The 17,464-nt window shown below is 66.0% G+C and carries 19 protein-coding genes; 5 read left to right on the top strand and 14 right to left on the bottom strand.

Going from position 1 to position 17,464, the window contains the following annotated elements; genetic code table 11:
* The first annotated feature begins 90 nt into the window (after positions 1-90).
* Both ACFWCF_RS22525 and ACFWCF_RS22520 read left to right on the top strand, forming a co-directional pair.
* Positions 91-726 carry a TetR/AcrR family transcriptional regulator gene (locus ACFWCF_RS22525; RefSeq protein WP_378566282.1) on the top strand — a complete coding sequence of 212 codons (636 nt, stop codon included), beginning with the start codon at positions 91-93 and terminating at the stop codon, positions 724-726.
* Between the two features lie 102 nt (positions 727-828).
* Positions 829-2,265, top strand: coding sequence for an MFS transporter (locus tag ACFWCF_RS22520; RefSeq protein WP_378566280.1), 1,437 nt, complete (start codon positions 829-831; stop codon positions 2,263-2,265).
* A gap of 64 nt (positions 2,266-2,329) precedes the next feature.
* Here ACFWCF_RS22520 and ACFWCF_RS22515 read toward each other — a convergent pair whose 3' ends face one another.
* The 7 genes from ACFWCF_RS22515 to ACFWCF_RS22485 all read right to left on the bottom strand — a co-directional run bounded on the left by ACFWCF_RS22515 (position 2,330) and on the right by ACFWCF_RS22485 (position 8,571).
* Positions 2,330-3,313 carry an NADPH:quinone oxidoreductase family protein gene (locus tag ACFWCF_RS22515; RefSeq protein WP_378566278.1) on the bottom strand — a complete coding sequence of 328 codons (984 nt, stop codon included), beginning with the start codon at positions 3,311-3,313 and terminating at the stop codon, positions 2,330-2,332.
* Positions 3,314-3,366: 53 nt separating this feature from the next.
* Positions 3,367-4,401: a phosphotransferase family protein gene (locus ACFWCF_RS22510; RefSeq protein WP_378566276.1), complete on the bottom strand. Its 1,035-nt coding sequence runs from the start codon at positions 4,399-4,401 to the stop codon at positions 3,367-3,369.
* Positions 4,394-5,176: an SDR family oxidoreductase gene (locus ACFWCF_RS22505; protein ID WP_378566275.1), complete on the bottom strand. Its 783-nt coding sequence runs from the start codon at positions 5,174-5,176 to the stop codon at positions 4,394-4,396. The genes ACFWCF_RS22510 and ACFWCF_RS22505 overlap by 8 nt, the downstream gene beginning before the upstream one ends.
* Entirely contained in the window at positions 5,173-6,396 is a 1,224-nt protein-coding gene (locus ACFWCF_RS22500) for an acyl-CoA dehydrogenase family protein (protein WP_378566274.1), read from the bottom strand. The genes ACFWCF_RS22505 and ACFWCF_RS22500 overlap by 4 nt, the downstream gene beginning before the upstream one ends.
* 22 nt (positions 6,397-6,418) lie before the next feature.
* Entirely contained in the window at positions 6,419-7,237 is an 819-nt protein-coding gene (locus tag ACFWCF_RS22495) for an SDR family oxidoreductase (RefSeq protein WP_378566273.1), read from the bottom strand.
* A gap of 113 nt (positions 7,238-7,350) precedes the next feature.
* The gene (locus ACFWCF_RS22490; RefSeq protein ID WP_378566270.1) at positions 7,351-7,854 is read right to left on the bottom strand and encodes a hypothetical protein; all 504 of its coding nucleotides are present in this window, start codon (positions 7,852-7,854) and stop codon (positions 7,351-7,353) included.
* A 36-nt stretch (positions 7,855-7,890) separates the two neighbouring features.
* Positions 7,891-8,571, bottom strand: a complete 681-nt coding sequence (locus tag ACFWCF_RS22485) for a TetR/AcrR family transcriptional regulator (protein WP_378566267.1) — start codon at positions 8,569-8,571, stop codon at positions 7,891-7,893.
* A gap of 72 nt (positions 8,572-8,643) precedes the next feature.
* Here ACFWCF_RS22485 and ACFWCF_RS22480 point away from each other — a divergent pair, with 72 nt between their 5' ends.
* The 3 genes from ACFWCF_RS22480 to ACFWCF_RS22470 all read left to right on the top strand — a co-directional run bounded on the left by ACFWCF_RS22480 (position 8,644) and on the right by ACFWCF_RS22470 (position 10,744).
* Entirely contained in the window at positions 8,644-9,312 is a 669-nt protein-coding gene (locus ACFWCF_RS22480; RefSeq protein WP_378566264.1) for an alpha-ketoglutarate-dependent dioxygenase AlkB family protein, read from the top strand.
* A gap of 105 nt (positions 9,313-9,417) precedes the next feature.
* The gene (locus ACFWCF_RS22475) at positions 9,418-10,176 is read left to right on the top strand and encodes a cutinase family protein (RefSeq protein ID WP_378566261.1); all 759 of its coding nucleotides are present in this window, start codon (positions 9,418-9,420) and stop codon (positions 10,174-10,176) included.
* Between the two features lie 85 nt (positions 10,177-10,261).
* The gene (locus ACFWCF_RS22470) at positions 10,262-10,744 is read left to right on the top strand and encodes a MarR family winged helix-turn-helix transcriptional regulator (protein WP_378566258.1); all 483 of its coding nucleotides are present in this window, start codon (positions 10,262-10,264) and stop codon (positions 10,742-10,744) included.
* 44 nt (positions 10,745-10,788) lie between these two features.
* Here ACFWCF_RS22470 and ACFWCF_RS22465 read toward each other — a convergent pair whose 3' ends face one another.
* From ACFWCF_RS22465 to ACFWCF_RS22435, 7 genes are all read right to left on the bottom strand, one after another.
* Positions 10,789-11,592, bottom strand: a complete 804-nt coding sequence (locus tag ACFWCF_RS22465) for a family 1 encapsulin nanocompartment shell protein (RefSeq protein ID WP_378566255.1) — start codon at positions 11,590-11,592, stop codon at positions 10,789-10,791.
* Positions 11,589-12,587 carry a Dyp-type peroxidase gene (locus ACFWCF_RS22460; protein ID WP_378566376.1) on the bottom strand — a complete coding sequence of 333 codons (999 nt, stop codon included), beginning with the start codon at positions 12,585-12,587 and terminating at the stop codon, positions 11,589-11,591. The genes ACFWCF_RS22465 and ACFWCF_RS22460 overlap by 4 nt, the downstream gene beginning before the upstream one ends.
* Before the next feature lie 65 nt (positions 12,588-12,652).
* A complete protein-coding gene (locus ACFWCF_RS22455; protein WP_378566252.1) occupies positions 12,653-14,248 on the bottom strand; it encodes an L-lactate permease in 1,596 nt (531 codons plus the stop codon).
* Positions 14,249-14,252: 4 nt separating this feature from the next.
* Positions 14,253-14,681 carry an HIT family protein gene (locus ACFWCF_RS22450; protein ID WP_378566249.1) on the bottom strand — a complete coding sequence of 143 codons (429 nt, stop codon included), beginning with the start codon at positions 14,679-14,681 and terminating at the stop codon, positions 14,253-14,255.
* Positions 14,682-14,705: 24 nt separating this feature from the next.
* Positions 14,706-15,320, bottom strand: a complete 615-nt coding sequence (locus ACFWCF_RS22445) for a TetR/AcrR family transcriptional regulator (RefSeq protein WP_378490875.1) — start codon at positions 15,318-15,320, stop codon at positions 14,706-14,708.
* A gap of 62 nt (positions 15,321-15,382) precedes the next feature.
* Positions 15,383-16,804: an adenylosuccinate lyase gene (gene purB, locus ACFWCF_RS22440; protein ID WP_378566246.1), complete on the bottom strand. Its 1,422-nt coding sequence runs from the start codon at positions 16,802-16,804 to the stop codon at positions 15,383-15,385.
* Positions 16,805-16,835: 31 nt separating this feature from the next.
* Entirely contained in the window at positions 16,836-17,447 is a 612-nt protein-coding gene (locus tag ACFWCF_RS22435) for a TetR/AcrR family transcriptional regulator (protein WP_378566243.1), read from the bottom strand.
* Between the last annotated feature and the right edge of the window lie 17 nt (positions 17,448-17,464).

Below are 17,464 nucleotides of genomic sequence, written 5' to 3'. Positions count from 1 at the left end.
TCAATCCCGCTTCGAACATTGTTCGATCTCACTGGGACACACCCGCAATGCGGACATCGGCAGCTACCGATACCCGGCTACGGTGGGACAATGGGCGAATCGAGCAACAAATCCATCTACGGGGATGCGGAAGCCCGGCGTCGCCGCACTCTCGATGCGGCCGCAGCTCTGCTGGACGAGGGCGGGTACTCCGCACTCACGATCCGCTCGGTCGCGAAACGCTCCGGAACCAGCGTCGGGCTGATCTATCAGTACTTCACCGATAAGCAGGACATCTTCACCTCGTTACTCAACGAGAGTCAGATCGAGTCCCGGTCGTTCGTGGCAGCCCTCCCCCGCGACCAGGGAGTCGCGGCGCTACTTGCCGCGGTGATCCCCGAGTCCACTCGCCAGTGGGGCCGAGTCGGCCGCTTCACCGCTACCTGGCGCGACGTCGAAGGCGACGACCGCACCGAACGTGAATCGGTCCGAGAGGTGCGCCGGACCGCACGGGAGTACAACGCCGGCCTCCATGCCGCACTCACCGAGGCCGCAGCATCCGAAGGCCGTGTCCTACGAGACGACCCGTCCATGCTCCCGTTCGTCCTGTCCGCCCTTCAGGGCGTGGCCGACACCATCGTCCACAACTGGGCGGCCGAACTCGACCACGCAGAGCTCACCCGATTCGCCGCCGAATCACTGACCAGGGCGATCACAGTGGACGACGAGCCGCGGACACAGAACTGACATCTGCCCTGCCGAAGGTCCCGCTCAGCGGTATCCCACCGATGTGACCACGCACACAACCCTACGGTGCTCCTCGAAGCCTCACGGAATTCAGGAGCTCGTATGAGTACATCGGTTCTACCCGATCGGCCCCGGTCGACACGCGCACAACGGCGGTACGAACGGACCAGGCCGGTCTGGTTGATCGTGGCCGTGCTGATCGCGGTGGAAATCATCAGCGCGTTCGAGACATCGATGATGTACGCGGCGCTCCCGACGTTCACCGAGATCTTCAATACGGACGCATCTGCCGTCGGATGGAGCGTCACCGCGTTCCTACTGGTTGCTGCCGCCTCCGCCGCCGTATGTGGCCGCCTCGGTGATATGTACGGCAGAGAGCGCGTCCTGATCATCGTCCTGATCTGCGCAGCAGTCGGATCCATCGTCAGCATGGCCTTCGGCACTCTCTGGGGCGTCATCCTCGGACGTGCGATCCAGGGCGTCGCAGGCGCGATCCTGCCCCTGTGTATCGGCCTCGCCCGCGAGCACCTCCCGGCGAAGAAGGTGCCGATGGCCGTCGCGTTGATCGCCGGTTCCGCGGTCGCCGCCGGTGCCGCATCGCTTCTCGTGGCCGGCCTGATCATCGACCTCGGCGACTGGCGGTACATGTTCGTCGTCACAGCCGTCTACGCCATCGGATGCGTCGTCCTCGTCGAGGCCGTGCTGCCGTGGCGTCATCGTGACACCGAACGTCAACAGGTCGACTTCGTCGGCGCGATCGGTCTGGCCATCGCCGTGACCGCCATCCTGCTGGCGCTCACCCAGGGCAAGTCGTGGGGCTGGGGCGACCCCCGCGTGCTCGGCCTGCTGGTCATCGGCATTGCGATCTTCGCCTGGTGGGTGCGCTGGGAACTGGGCCGCAAGTCTCCGATCATCAACCTGCGCCTGCTCGCCGAACGCAACGTCGCCGCCACCATGCTCGCCACCGTGGCGCTGGGCATCGGCCCGATCGGCGTGACGACGATGCTCATTCCGATCATCATGCAGACACCCACCACCGCGCCGTTCGGACTCGGCCTGTCGGCCACCCACGCCGGGATGCTCTCGTTCGTCGGCGCCATGATCGGAATGCTCTTCACCCCGCTCGCAGGCAAGATCGCGACAGCACTGGGCGCCCGGTCGTCGCTGCTCCTCGGCACCACGGTGTTCATGATCGCGTGCGCTTCGTTCTTCCTCTTCCACGGCTCGGTCGTCGGCATGACCGCACTGGTGGTGGCCGTCTCCGTTGCGACCGCGTTCGCCTACACGGCACTGCCGAACCTGCTGGTCGAGTTCGTGCCCGAGCACAACACCAGCGAGATCACCGGAAGCCAGTCGGTCGTGCGCACCGCGGCGATGGCGATCGGCACGTCGATCACGACGGTCCTGCTCGCCACCCTCGTCGTGCCCGGCACGTCGACGCCGACGGTGGCCGCGCTCGGGGCCGTGTGCGCGTTGCTCGTGGTCATGTGTGCCATCACGATCGTGCTCACACTCAGCATCAAATACCAGAAGAACTGACGGAACTCAGGATCGGCCGGCGGTTCCGAGAACCGCCGGCCGATCACTGCGTCGAGGCGTACTGCTACGGCTCGAAGACGACCCTGCCCACGGTCGTTCCCTCACCGAGCCGCGCAATCCCATCGGCGAGCTCCGACAATGACAGCCGCTCACTGACCAGTGGCGCGATCGCCCCGGACTCGGCGAGAGCCGCGAGTTCGGTGTGGCATTCTTCGATCACCGCGCGGTTGCGTTCCTTGTAGAGACCCCAGTGCAGGCCGATGATCGAATAGTTCTTGATCAGTGCGTGATTGAGTCCCGGGGTGGGAATGGTTCCGCCGGCGAAGCCGATGATCACGATCCTGCCCTCGAACGCGATGCACTTCGTCGATCCGGTGTAGGCATCGCCGCCAACGGGATCGAACACGACATCGGCGCCCTTGCCGCCGGTGAATTCCTTGACCAGCGGTACGAAATCATCGGTGTGCCGGTCGATCACCAGGTCGGCGCCGAGCGTCCTGCAATACTCGGCCTTTTCGGGCCCGCCCACCACGCCGATCACACGGGCGCCGGCAGCCTTGCCGAGTTGCACCGCGGCGCTGCCCACACCGCCCGCAGCAGCGTGCACGAGCAGCGTCTCTCCCTCGAGCAGGCGTGTTCTGCGGTGCAATGCGAACCATGCGGTCTGATATCCGATGAACAACGCCGACGCCGACGCATCGTCGAGCGACGCGGGTGCAGGAAATGCGTTCACCTCGTCCATCACGGTGCGCTCGGCGAACGCACCGAGCGGCAGATTCGGATTTCCGATGACCCTGTCGCCCACGGAGAAACGGGTGACGTTCTCCCCGACGGAGATCACCTCACCGCACAGTTCGACTCCCGGCGTGAACGGCAGCGGGGGCCTGACCTGATATTTTCCCCGGCACAGCAGCACGTCGGGGAAGTTGGCCGGTGCCGCGAGCATTCGAACGAGCAGCTGCCCGGGGCCTGCCGCCGGATCGTCGATCTCCTCGAACCGGAGTACATCTCGCGGCTCACCGAGTTCGTGTACACGCCACGCTTTCACAAGATCACAGCCTTCACGTAGTCACAGTCTTCAGTTCGGTGGTTGTCGGTCGGTCAGATTCCGGCATCGGCCGCGACTGCCCGGGCTGCGTCGACGAGCGCGTCGATGCGCTCCACGGTCGGGGTGCTCGCGGCTGCCTTGTTGCGCGGGTCGTCGAGCGCGCGCCTCATCACGCCCTCGGCGATGATCGCCACCTTCCACAACCCGAGTGCATGCCAGAACTTCAGTGCGGCGGGGTCGCGACCGGTCTCGGCGAGATACATCTCCACGAGTTCGGCCCGGCTCGGGAAGCCGTCCAGTTGTGTGGCCGGGAAGTCTCCCGCGGTGTGCTCGCCGGGTTCGCTCCAGTACGCGAGCATGCTTCCCATGTCCGCCAGGGGTTCTCCGAGTGTGGACAATTCCCAGTCGAGTACGGCTCTCACGTCACCGTCGTCGGGTGAGGTGATGAGGTTGCGCAGGTGGAAGTCGCCGTGGACGAGCGTGACTTCCCGCTGTTCCGGGATACTGGCGGACAATCTCCGGGTGAGGTCGTCGAGGCCTGGTATCTCGCGTGTCTTCGAGCGTTCCCATTGACCCGACCACCGGGTGAGCTGCCGCTGGGCGTAGGGCTTGTGGCTCGCGAGATCCGCCAACCCCACCGCGTGGAGGTCGACGGCATGGATCGCCGCAAGCGTCCGAGGCAGGCGAATCCCGATCGCGTGTCGCTGTTTCGGGGTGAGTGTCTCGGCCACCGCCATCCGGTCGACGACGAGTCCGTCGACGAACTCCATCAGGACGAGCGGCGCATCGGTGACCGACGGGTCGTCGGTCACCGCAAGAATCCGGGGTACGGGTACGGCGGAGTGCTCGAGGGCCGAGAGGATCCGGGCTTCCCTCGCAACATCGTGCGCAGACGCGAGCAACGTGCCCAACGGTGGTCGGCGCAGCACCCACTGTCGGCCGGATGCCTCGCCGATCAGGTAGGTCAAGTTGGATTGCCCCAGCCCGATCCGCTCGAAGGTCAGCGGGCCCGCAAGCGCAGGCACGATTTCGGCGACCCACGCCGTGACCGCGTCGGTATCGATCCCGACCACCACGGTCTCAGGCATCGCGCGCGCCTCCCTGCCGGAACGACGCCGCGTTGCCCAGCAGCCGGCCGCCGTCGATCACCATCACCTCGCCGGTGATCCACTGCGCCGCATCCGATACGAGAAAGTGAACGGCCGACGCGATGTCGACGGGCTCACCGATGCGCCCGAGCGGTGTGGACGCCGCGACCCGCGGTTCGTGGTCTTTCCACAGTGCTTCGGCCAGTTTGGTTCTCACGACACCGGGTGCGACGGCATTGACGCGGACCATCGGCGACAGCTCGAGCGCGAGCTGTTTGGTGAGGTGGATCAGTGCGGCCTTCGACGCGTTGTACACGCCGATATTCGCCTCGAATTTCATGCCGCCGATCGACGTGGTGTTCACGATGCTGCCACCGTGATCGCCCATCCACGCCTTCACCGCCAACGATGTCCACAGCATCGGACCCCACACGTTCACGTCGAAGGTCTTCGCGAACCGCGCGTGGTCCTGCTCGATCAGCGAACCGTACGACGGGTTGGTTCCGGCGTTGTTGACGAGAATGTCGATGCTGCCGAACTTGTCGAGGGTGAGGTCGATGCATCGACGCGCAGCCTCCTCGTCGACGGCATGTGCACCCACACCGAGCGCAGCCGGGCCGATGTCGGCAGCGGCGGCATCCGCCGATTCCTGGCTGCGCGACGTCACGACGACGTTCGCTCCCGCCTCTGCGAGGGCGCGGGCGGTTTCCAATCCGATGCCGCGGGAGGCGCCGGTGACGATCGCTGTCCTGCTCGTCAGGTCGAACCCGGTCATGAGGTGGGCCGCAGGTCTCGGTACTTGCGCAGTTCCTGCTTCGCGATCGCGCGCTTGTGTACCTCGTCGGGGCCGTCGGCCAGACGCAGTGTGCGCAGATGCGCGTACGCCATGGCGAGCGGGAAGTCGTCGGTGACGCCGCCGCCGCCGTGCACCTGGATCGCACGGTCGACGATCTTCAGCGCGATGTTCGGTCCCGCGACCTTGATCGCCGCGATTTCGGTGCGCGCTTCTTTGTTGCCGACGGTGTCCATGAGGTACGCGGTCTTGAGAGTGAGGAGGCGGATCATCTCGATCTCGATGCGCGCCTCGGCGATCCAGTCCTGGATGTTGGCGTTGTCGGCGACGGGTCTACCGAACGTGACGCGTGATTGTGCACGGCGGCAGAGCAGTTCGAGTGCGCGTTCGGACACACCGATCGCACGCATGCAGTGGTGGATCCGGCCGGGGCCGAGACGCGCCTGGCTGATGGCGAAGCCTTCGCCTTCACCTTTGAGGACGTCCTTCGACGGAACGCGCACGTCCTCGAACAGGATTTCGGCGTGCCCTTCGCGGTCGTGGTAACCGAAGACAGGGAGGTTGCGCACCACCGTGACGCCGGGTGCGTCGATGGGGACGACCATCATCGACTGCTGCCGGTGGGGAGCCGCCGCGGGGTCGGTCTTACCCATCACGATCAGGACCCTGCAGTTCTTGTGCATCGCGTTGGACGCGAACCACTTACGCCCGTTGAGGACGTAGTCGTCGCCGTCGCGGACCATCGACATCTCGATGTTGGTGGCGTCCGAACTCGCGACGTCGGGTTCGGTCATTGCGAAGGCCGAGCGAATGGTGCCGTCGAGCAACGGCTTCAGGTACTTCTCTTTGTGTTCGTCGGTGCCGAAGAGCGTGAACACCTCCATGTTGCCGGTGTCCGGTGCGGCGCAGTTGCAGGCCTCCGACGCCAGCGGACTTCGGCCCATGATCTCGGCGAGGGGCGCGTACTCGAGGTTGGTGAGTCCGGGGCCCCACTCCGGATGTGGATGGAAGAGATTCCACAGTCCGCGCGAACGCGCTTCCGCCTTGAGGTCCTCCATGATCGGCGGGTGGAAGTGCGGGTCGCCTGCTTCCTCCATCTGACGGTGGTAGACGGCCTCGGCCGGGTAGACGTGGGAATCCATGAATTCCAGCAGGTCCGTCCGATATTTCTCGGCGCGCGGTGACAGGTCGAACAGAGACATGGCAAACTCCTCGAAGAGTTGATCAGGATTCGGACATCAGAGACCGCTGGTAGCGCCGCATTCCACGCAGCCAGCGGTCGTAATCGGCACCCTTGTTCCGGTACATCTGGAGTACCTCCGGGTGCGGGAGGATCAGGAACTGCTCTTCCCTGATGCCGTCGAGCACGATCTCGGCGACGTCGGCGGGTTCGAGCACGGCCGCGGAGGATGTCACGGCGCGGGTTCCGAGGTCGCCGAGCGACTCGCCGGAGTTGCTGCCCGCGTACAGCAGTGGCGTGTTGACACCCATCGGGCAGATGCAGCTGACGCGGACGCCCCGGTCGCCGTAGGTCACCGACAGCCATTCTGCGAATCCGACGGCGGCGTGCTTGGTGACGGAATATCCTGCCGCACCGATCTGGGTGAGTAGACCTGCCGCGGACGCGGTGCTCACGAAGTACCCTTCGCCGCGTTCCACCCATCCCGGGACGAGGAGTTTCGCGGCGCGGATGTGCGCCCGAAGGTTGACGTCGAAGATGTTCTCCCACTGGTCGTCGTCGAGGTCGAGTCCGTGCATGCCGGTGATTCCGGCGTTCGCGAAGTACAGATCGACCGGCCCGAAGCGGGTTTCGGCGATCTCGATGACCCTGGCGATCGCGGCGGCATCGGATGCGTCCGCTCCGGCGGCGACGGCACTGCCGGGGTGTTCCGCCAGGATGCGCGCGACCGTCTTCTCGGCAGCGGCGGTGTCGAGGTCGACGACCACGACGCGCGCTCCCGCCTGCGTGAGCCGCGCTGCGAGGGCGTCACCGATCCCGCTTCCCCCGCCGGTCACGATGGCGACTTTCCCTGCAACGTCCACTTTGCCTCCCGACAGTCGTGCTCCTCGTCCTCGCACTATAAGTTGAATGCGGCGTCAACTTCAACTGTCGGGGTTGCGCGGGTCCGCAACGCTGCACGACCCGCGGAGGACTCTTATGCCTCGGCGCGTCCGTACGCGCGAAGCACGTCGGCCATCAGCAGGTCCAAGGCCTCGCCCGCGGGAACCTCACTGCGTGCGCGCAGATAGTTCAGCGACAACGTGAGGTCATCGAAGCGGGCGATGTATCTGCCCCCTTCCGGTGCGAGAGTCCAGATCTCGACCTCGACACCCGCGACGGTTGTGGCCTCCCAGACACTTTCGGGCTCGGACCTCCCGGACACCCACAACGTCGCCGAGGGCGTGATGTACGAGTTCATCCCGGACCACTCGCATCCCGGCTCGGCGGACAACTCGCGCGGCACCGCCTCCCCCGCCCCCAACAGGTCGAGAGTCTCGCGGGAGAGGGCGGTACACGGGTCGATGCCCTCCGCCGCTTCAGGGTCCGCCACCGTCGAGACGACGGTGCCGTTGCGGGTCACGGTTACTTCTTGCTGGCTACAGGCAACGCAGGCCGCGGCTGTGAGGAGAGCGAGGGCGGCGATGCGAGTCGTCGTCATACCGGCATCGTACGACGGCCGAGCACCCGGGACGTCTCAGGTTCCCTGCGGGATCCGCAGCGCATTGACCCACAGCCGGGTCGCGGTGTACACGAGCGCGTCCATGTCCACGGACTCATCGTCGTCGACGACGAAGTGAGAGAAGGCGAGCCGGCTGATCATGCCTGAGAGCGCCCTCGACGCCAGAAGCGCATCGACCTCACGGTCGGCGAGGCCGCGGTCCTGCAGATGCGCGATGCTGCGCGCGTTACGCCGGATGAACGCGTCACCCCGCTTCTGACGCAGTTCGCGGAACACCGGATCGATATGCGAAACCTGTTCCAGCAGCCCCATCAGCTTCGCGTTGCGCCGATACGCCTCGAGATACGCCCGATTGCTCGCCTCCACGACCGCGGCCGGATCGTCCTCGTCGGCCACGCGCGGCATGCCCGGATGCAGCATGTCCTCCTGCGCCAGTTCGAGCACCGCCGCAAAGATCTCTTCCTTGCTCGAGAAGTAGGTGTAGAACGTGCCTGCCGAACACTTCGCATGCTTCGTGATGTCGACGAGCCGGGTATCGAGGTAGCCGGCGCTCTCGAACACCGCCCGGGCCGCGGCGATCAACGACGATCGCGTCCGCACCCCCCGCTCGGTGACCGGCAGGTCGCGCAGCAACGACGACGGCGCCATCGACGGAGGAGCTTCGTCGAAGGTGTCGTCGGTGTCTGAGCTTGGCATTCTGTATTTATACGTGATCGGCACGTGACCGCTGACCACCCTGGACGACGAGCACACCGAGGAGCCGCGACCGTGAGCGAACCTCTCCCACTTCCCCGTGCACGTCACGAGGTCGCGCCGGGCGCGGTGCACGTGCCCGGGTGGCTGGACCGCGACACGCAGCGCGGACTGGTCGACGCATGCCGCGATTGGGCGCGGGGCCCGGCCCCCATGCGACACACTGCACTCCCCGGAGGCGGGGTGATGTCGGTGCAGACCGTCTGTCTCGGATGGCATTGGTCCCCGTATCGCTACACGCGCACGGCAGTGGACGTCGACGACGCGCCCGTCGCACCGCTCCCCCACTGGCTCGCAGATCTCGGCCGCCGCGCGGTCGCCGACGCGTACTCGCGTCCGGCCGACGACTACGAACCGGACACCGCCCTGATCAATTTCTACGATGCAGGCGCGCGGATGGGAATGCACCAGGACAAGGACGAACACATCGCTGAGCCCATCGTGTCGTTGAGCATCGGCGACGCATGCGTCTTTCGATTCGGAACCTGCGAGACGCGGGGTCGGCCGTACACCGATGTGCGGCTCGAGTCCGGGGATCTCTTCGTCTTCGGCGGTCCTTCGCGGTTCGCGTATCACGGTGTACCCTCGGTTTTTCCGAAAACCGGACCCGCCGATATCGGGATTGCGGGAGGACGACTGAACGTCACTCTCCGGGCGACCGGGCTCGGCCACACCCGCAGGTGATCACCATCACCGAAAAGTTCGCATTCTGGACAGGCGAAGCGACCGAAACGCCGCTATTGTCGAATTCGAATATCGCCTGTCGGGGGCACACGAGGAGAACTACGCATGCCCCGGATACACTCCCGCGCTCTCGGCCTGCTCGCAGCAGGGTTACTCACCACCGGCCTGATCATCACAGGGCTCACCGTTCCGGTCGGCACGGCGTCCGCCGAACCCGTCCCCGGTTGCGCCGATCGGTATGTCCTCGCGGTCGACGGCACCAAGGGCTTCCGCACTCCGGACTCGATCGACCCCGACTCGCCGCTCGCTGAGATCTCCGACCGCTACCGCGGTCCGGGCACCGTCGTCGAACACATCCCCTACCCCGCGGTGGTCGTACCGATGCCCAGTACCGGTTCGCACGACGACGGCGACGGCATCGACGACGACGGCGCCATCGCCTACGACAGGTCCAAACAGGTCGGACACGAGCGCCTCCGCGAGACCATTGCCGCCCGGCACAGCACCTGTCCCGACGCCGACCTGCTGATCCTCGGCTACTCGCAGGGCGCCTCGATCGCCGGCGACGTCCTCGCCGAGATTGCGGCCGACGAATCCGTCCCGCCCGACCGGATCAGCGGCATCCTCTACTCGGATCCCCGCGACACCCGCGGCATCGAGACCCTGTTCCCGGGCCCCGTCGTTCCCGGCGTGACGCTCGGCGGCGCCCGCAGCGAATTCGGTCAGATCCCCGTCCAACGAATCTGCATCGAAGGCGACGCGGTGTGCGACGGCCGCACCCCCGGCGACGGCAAGGACTGGCTCCGGGAAAACGTCACGGGATACCTGGAACTCCACACGAAGTACCCCGACTACCAACCCTGACGCGCGCGCGGACCAGCATCCGAATCGAAAACGACCAAATCGCCCACGATCCATTGATGCGCGATCGATTCGGTACGGTGATCATATGAGCGTCGATATCCCCGCTTCGCAGACCTCATCCGACGACAACCTCCTCGCCCTCGATCGTCAGGTGTGCTTCGCCCTGTCGGTGGCAAACCGCGCGGTGCTCGCGGTGTATCGGCCGATCCTCGAATCACTCGGACTGACCCACCCGCAGTACCTCGTCATGCTGGCCCTGTGGGAGCGGGCGCCGTTGGCCGTCAAGGACATCGGCGCGCTCCTGCAACTCGACTCCCCAACCCTGTCGCCGCTGCTCAAGCGACTCGAGATGCTCGGCCTGATCACCCGCACCCGAAGTTCGATCGACGAGCGGCGACTGGTCGTCGACCTGACCGACGCCGGCCGCACTCTGCGGACCGCCGCCGAATCCGTGCCGGGGCAGGTCGTCGACGCACTCGGCGTCGACATCTCCGAACTCGAGGAATTACACCGGGTGCTCGGCCGCGTCAACGCAGCCGCCCAGAAGCAGCAACAGACACAACGCTGACGGGTCGGTCCACCCGTTCGAGACGGCCGGACCGACCCGCGAGGTCAGCATGGCGGAAGCAACGCGACCGAGGCCTCGCCCGTGTACACGAGGAACGTGAAGGTCTCCTGGAAGTACAACTGCACGTTCTCCGCGTCGTGAGACAGGTAGCCGATCGACAGATCCTGCCCGACCTGCAGGTCGTAGTCGCCGCCGCGGGTGGTGGTGACGAAAGCACCGTCGATCGCCGGCGCCCAGATGATGTCGCCGTCGATCAGTCGACGGATCTGCTCGCGGATCGGGTAGCCGTGGTCGGAGGTTTCGCTGACCTTCGTGAATGCGTCGGCACTCAGCAGCACCGAGTACGGGCCGCCCACACCCGCGAGACGCAGTGCCGACAACGCCAGGCTGATGGTCTCCGGAATGTCGCGCGGATCCTCGGGCAGGTGCAATGGAGCGTTCGTCGACGACGCACGAATGCCCTCGATCCCGGCGGCAGCGTAGCCCTCGAAGATCGCGCGGTCTTCGGCGAACGCGATCTTCTTCGCAGCGTCCTTCACCGCATCGAGATCGACATCGTGCGCGCCGCGCTCGACGTTGTCGAGTTCCTCGCGCGAGAGCGTGAACGGCACTCGCAGTTCGACGACGGGCGCGACCCGATGCTGCCGTGCCCGTACCCCGTCGGCCGGCGCAGCGATCTCACTGGTGCGGCCGAGACCGACGGCCGCGAAATCGGTGCCGTGCGGGCCGGAGAAGTCCACGACGGTGCGGCCGGCGACGTGCCGCTTGAACGTGCGGGACGCTTCCTCCTCGATCTCGGCCCATGCCGCGCCCGTGATCGGGGCAAGTTCGCGATACAGGTTGTTCACAGCGTTGAACTCCTTCTGAGAGGGCCGATTCCGAGAGATCCGTCTCCGGCGGTCGGTGCATTCGGTTCGGGGATGACCTCTCGTTCCGGCGGTGCCGGCGGAAGGTCGTCGAGGAACTCCATGGCCGGGCAGAAGAACAGCGTGCCCGTGACGGCCGTGGAGAAGTCGAGGATCCTGTCGTGGTTTCCGGGCGGATCTCCGAGAAACATATTGCGCAACATCTGTTCGGTCACGTCGGGTGTCCCCGAGTAGCCGATGAAGTACGTGCCGAATTCGTCGGCTCCGAAATTCCCGAAGGGCATATTGGCCCGCAGGATCTGCTGTTCGACACCGTCGTCGTCGACGACCGTGTTGAGCGCGACGTGCGAATTCGCTGGTTTCACATCGTCATCGAGTTCGATGTCGTCGAGCTTCGTGCGTCCGATCACACGCTCCTGCTCTTCGACCGACAAGGCGTTCCAGGTCGCGAGATCGTGTAGGTACTTCTGCACGATCACATAGCTGCCACCGGCGAAGTCGGGGTCGCCGGGCCCGACCAACGCTGCGTCGGCGGCCTCGTCTTCCTCGGGGTTTTCGGTGCCGTCGACGAACCCCAACAGGTCGCGGCGGTCGAAGTAGCGAAATCCGTGGGTTTCGTCGACGACCGCGGCAACGCCGCGCAGTCGATCGTTGATCTTCCCGGCCAGCTCGAAGCACAGGTCCATCGTCGACGCCCGCAGGTGGAACAGCAGGTCTCCCGGCGTCGCGGGCGCGTGATGCGTCTCGCCGTCCAGCGGTACGAACTCGTGGAGTTCGGCGGGGCGAGCGCCGGAGAACAGCCGGTCCCACAGCGTCGACCCGACTCCGACGACGACCGAGAGGCCGCCCTCCGGGATCCGGAAACCGACGGATCGACGCAGGCCCGCGAGGTCGCCGAGCAGGTCCCGGACCGCTGGTTCACCTCCCTCGTCCACCGTGACGACGAGGAAGATTGCCGCCTCGGTCAGGGGCGTCATGATCGGCTGCGAAACTGGCACAAGATCACCGTAATGGAACAGCCGCCGAATGGGGCGGCGAAGCCCTACGTCACCATCCACGACAACACCGACGTGGTCTGCAACCACACCACCACCGAATACACGACGAGCGCGGCAATGCTCACCGGAAGCAACCGGCGCAGCAGCACTCCGTCCCTGCCCGCCAGACCTTCCACCGACGACACCAACGCGAGGTTCTGCAGCGCGATCGGGGTTCCGGCCGTACCACCGGTCATGTTGCCTGCGACGAGGACCGTCGGGTTCAGTCCTGCCTGCTGCGCCGCCGACACCTGCAAGCTGCCGAACATCGCGTTGGACGCGGTGTTCGAACCCGTCACCACCACACCGAGCCATCCGAGAACGGGCGACAGCAGAGCGAATGCGGCGCCCGCACCCGCGAGGAACTGGCCGATGGTCGCGGTCTGACCCGACAGGTTCATCACGTACGCCAACGCTACGACCGACGTCACCGTCGCGAACGACCACTTCAACTGCACCACCGCGGCGATGAAACAGCGCAGCGCATCCCCCGCCTCGACCCGCAACAACACGATCGACAACAGTGCCGCGACGAACACGATCGTGCCCGGCGCGGTCAGCAGATTCAGCGTGAACGTCTCGGCCGCGGGAACCCCGCCTGCGGCGGTCTCCACGTCGAGGCCCGGCCACGTGAACGAGAATGTCGCGCGCGACAACACCGAGGCGACGGGCCCGATGCGGCTGATCAGGAACACCGCGACGATCAGCGCGTAGGGCGCGAACGCTTCGACCACACGGCGTGTGCTGTCGCGTTCGTGCTGCGGCGCACTGGGCGCCGCCCCGGTGGACGGCGACCAGAATCGCAACACGACCAGCAGCGCCACCAGCCCGGCCGCTGCACCCGCGATGTTGCTCAATCCGACCACGAAGTAACTCGCGCACAGGAACTGCGCGGACGCGAAGGCGATACCGACTGCGACCGCCGCCGGCCATGTCTCCCGCACCCCCCGGGCACCGCCGACGACCGCCACGAGCACCAACGGAACGAACACAGCAAGCAGGCACACCTGGGCCGCCACCACGGGACCGATCTCCTCGATCGGAATCTCCGACACCTTCGACATGGTGAGGATCGGGGTTCCCATGACGCCGAGAGGTGTTCCGACAGCGTTCGCGATCAACGCCGCGGCCGCCGCCCGAACGGGCTGCAGACCCGCTCCGATCAGCACGACGGTGGCGACGACGATCGGAGTTCCGAAACCGGCGACGGCTTCGAGGAGCGCACCGAAAAGGAACGCGATGACGATCGTCAGGATGCGATGGTCCGGGGAGATCCGCGCGAATGCACGGGTCAGAACGTCGAAATGGCCCGTCTCCACCGTCAGCCGGTATACGAACACAGCGCTGACGACGGTCCACATGATCGGGAAGACGCCGAAGGCGGCGCCCTCGACACCGGAGCCGATCGCGGACGACAACGGCATCCCGTAGACCGTCGCGGCAACCGCGATGGCCACGACGACCGCGACCGCAGCGGCGACATAGGACTTGACCCGGAACACCGCCAGCATCACGAGCATCGTCAGCAGCGGGAGGAATGCGACCAGGGCAGACCATGCGAGCGATTCACCGATCGGCGCGATCGGCTGCACGTAGGTCACGAGGTCACCCCTCGGGCACCGTCAGAGCGGACCTGATCGCATCGGCGGTGCCGTCCAGCACCGTGCGGTTGGGTGACTGCGGGCGGGCACGCATCCCGAACCCGTCGCCGCCCGTGCGCGGCACGACATGCAGGTGCACGTGGAACACTTCCTGGCCTGCGGCCACACCGTCGGCCAGCATGAGGTTCACGCCGTCGATCGGCAGGGAACTCGCTCGCAGGGCCGTTGCGATGCGCCGGCCCGCGTCGAACACCGCTGACCCGTCGTCCGGCTCGAGATGTGCCAGTCCCGATGCGTGCCGCTTGGGCACGACCAGCAGGTGCCCCGGTGTGAAGGGACGGATGTCCATGAACGCGAGTACATCGGGTTCGTCGAGTACCACGCTCGCCGGTGCCACTCCCGCCACGATCGCGCAGAAAATACAGTCGTTCACGAAGGTAAGAATCTCACTCCGCGGCTACGCTTCGACAGCCGGTCGGCGAGCAGCGCCGAGTACCTTGAGCAATTCCGCCTCTACGATGCTGCGGTCGCGCTGGGGGTCGTCACTGTGCGCGAGGTACAGCATCGCTTCCTCGACGGCAGCAATGATCAGATGAGCGAGCACCGATTCACGGATCGACGGTGCCGTGTCCGGTTCGAAAGACTCCAGCATGCGTTCGATGCTGCGCAACGTCGAGCCACGGTGGGTCTCCCGAACCTCGGCCCATCCGAGTACCGCAGGTGCCTCGATCAGCAGCAATCGGCGGGTTGCCTGGTCGTAGACCGCGTCGAGGGACGTCAATACCGCAACGGTGAACGCTTCCCATCGATCGTCGTAGGGCTCTTTCGGAACCAAGGATTCCTCGGTTTCCTTCTGGATGCGCTCGATCACTCCACGAAACAGTTCACGCTTGTTCGCGAAGTGGTGGTAGAGCGCGCCCCGGGTCACCCCCGCCACGGCCACGATCTCTTCGGTCGCAGCCTCGGCATATCCGTCCCTGAGGAACACCTCGAGCGCGGCGTCGAGGAGCGCGGTGCGTGTGCGCGCCGCGTCCCTGATCCGCCCGTTGTTTTCCAACTTCTCCGAAGCCATTGTCTCCCCTGTTGTGTGCAGCTACCCCCATCGAACTTTCCCCTGGTAGCCGTCTCCTGTGTCTACAGGATCGGAGCCGGCGAGTACGTCGCCGCCTCCGGATACTGCGTTACCAAATCTTCCACGGCGCAAACCACACGTGCGGTCTGCGCCTCGGCAGCACCGACGAACACCGTGCGGTCGGCCAACGCGGCATCGAGCCCTGCGCGGTCGAGCGGCAACCGGTCGTCGGCTGCAAGGCGGTCGAGCAGATCGGGTTCGCGGCCCTGTTCACGCATCGCCAGCGCCACGGCCACCGCATGCTCCTTGATGGCCTCGTGCGCGGTCTCCCGGCCCACTCCCGCACGCACCGCAGCCATGAGCACCTTGGTGGTCGCCAAGAACGGCAGGTACCGGACGAGTTCCTTCTCGATCACCGCCGGGTACGCGCCGAACTCGGCGAGCACCGTCAAGAAGGTCTCCATCTGGCCGTCGATCGCGAAGAACGCATCCGGCAGCGCGACACGACGCACGACCGAGCAGAACACGTCGCCTTCGTTCCACTGTGCACCTGCGAGTTCGGCGGCCATCGAGGCGTAGCCGCGAAGCACCACCTGCAGCCCGTTGACTCGTTCGCACGAGCGCGTGTTCATCTTGTGAGGCATGGCCGACGAGCCCACCTGCCCCGGCTGGAACCCCTCGGTGACCAGCTCGTGTCCGGCCATGAGGCGGACGGTGTGTGCGAAGGATGACGGGCCCGCACCGACCTGCACGAGCGCCGACAGCACATCGTGGTCGAGCGAACGCGGATACACCTGCCCGACGCTCGTCAACACGTGCGAGAAGCCGAGGTGCTCCGCGACCTTCGTTTCGAGCTGCTCGAGCTTGTCGGCGTCGCCGCCGAGCAGGTCGAGCATGTCCTGGGCGGTCCCCATCGGGCCCTTGACCCCGCGCAGCGGATACCGGTCGATCAGTTCGCGCACGCGCTGCAGGGCGAGGAGGAGTTCGTCGGCCGCCGACGCGAACCGCTTCCCGAGGGTCGTGGCCTGCGCAGCGACGTTGTGCGAGCGTCCGGCCATCACCAGCGACGAGTACTCCGCAGCACGGGCGGCGAGACGCGCAGCAACCGCGACACCGTGTGCGTGGATGTGCTCGAGCGACCGCAGGATCTGCAGCTGTTCGACGTTCTCCGTCAGGTCGCGGCTGGTCATGCCCTTGTGCACGTGCTCGTGACCGGCGAGGGCGTTGAACTCCTCGATGCGGGCCTTCACGTCGTGACGGGTGACGCGCTCGCGGTCGGCGATGGAGTCGAGGTCGACCTTGTCGAGCACACGCTCGTAGTCGGCGAGCGCTTCCTCCGGCACATCGATCCCGAGCTCTGCCTGCGCACGCAGCACTGCGAGCCACAGCTGCCGCTCGAGCACGATCTTGTGCTCCGGCGACCACAACTGCCGCAATTCGGGGCTGGCGTACCGGGTGGCGAGGACGTTCGGGATGTTGCTCACAGAGCGACAGTTTACGGACCCGCGCCCGCGATCACTCATCGGCCGCCGGAGCGACGGTTTCCACGACGTCGATCAAGATCCCTCGTGCGAGTGCTCTCGGATCGGGGTCGAGCTCCCCGAGACCACCGAGCACCGCGCCGTCCACCACCGCGACGAGCCGACGCAGTTGATCGGCGTGCACGTCGCGGCCGCATCGGTGGAGAAGCTCGGTGAGCAACTCGTCGAGCTGTTCACGCATCTCCAGCTGCACAGCGCGCAATTCGGGATGACGTGCTGTCGCGACGTAACGCTCGTATCGCGAAATGAGACGTTCGCGGTCGGCCGGCCCGATCGCGCGCGGACCGATGAGCAGATCCACGATCAGATCGGCGGTGGAGCCGACGGTGCGCGGCGATTGCGAGACCTCACGCACCCACTGACCCATCTCGTCGAGTTCGCGCGCACTGTTGAAATGCACCGCGCAGGTCACGAGGTCGTCGAGCGAATCGAAGTAGTACGTCGTCGACGCAAGCGGTAGGCCCGCACGGGTGGCGACGGACCGGTGCCGCACCGCGTCGATACCGCCTTCGCGAACGAGGTCGGCTGCAGCTTCGACCAGCGCCTGACGGCGCCGTTCGCCCTTCGGAGTCGCAGCAATCGACACCTCGTCATCGTGCCAGC

The organism is Rhodococcus sp. NPDC060090, from assembly GCF_042729855.1.
Classification (GTDB): Bacteria; Actinomycetota; Actinomycetes; order Mycobacteriales; family Mycobacteriaceae; genus Rhodococcus.
This window is presented reverse-complemented; position numbering and strand designations above follow the sequence as displayed.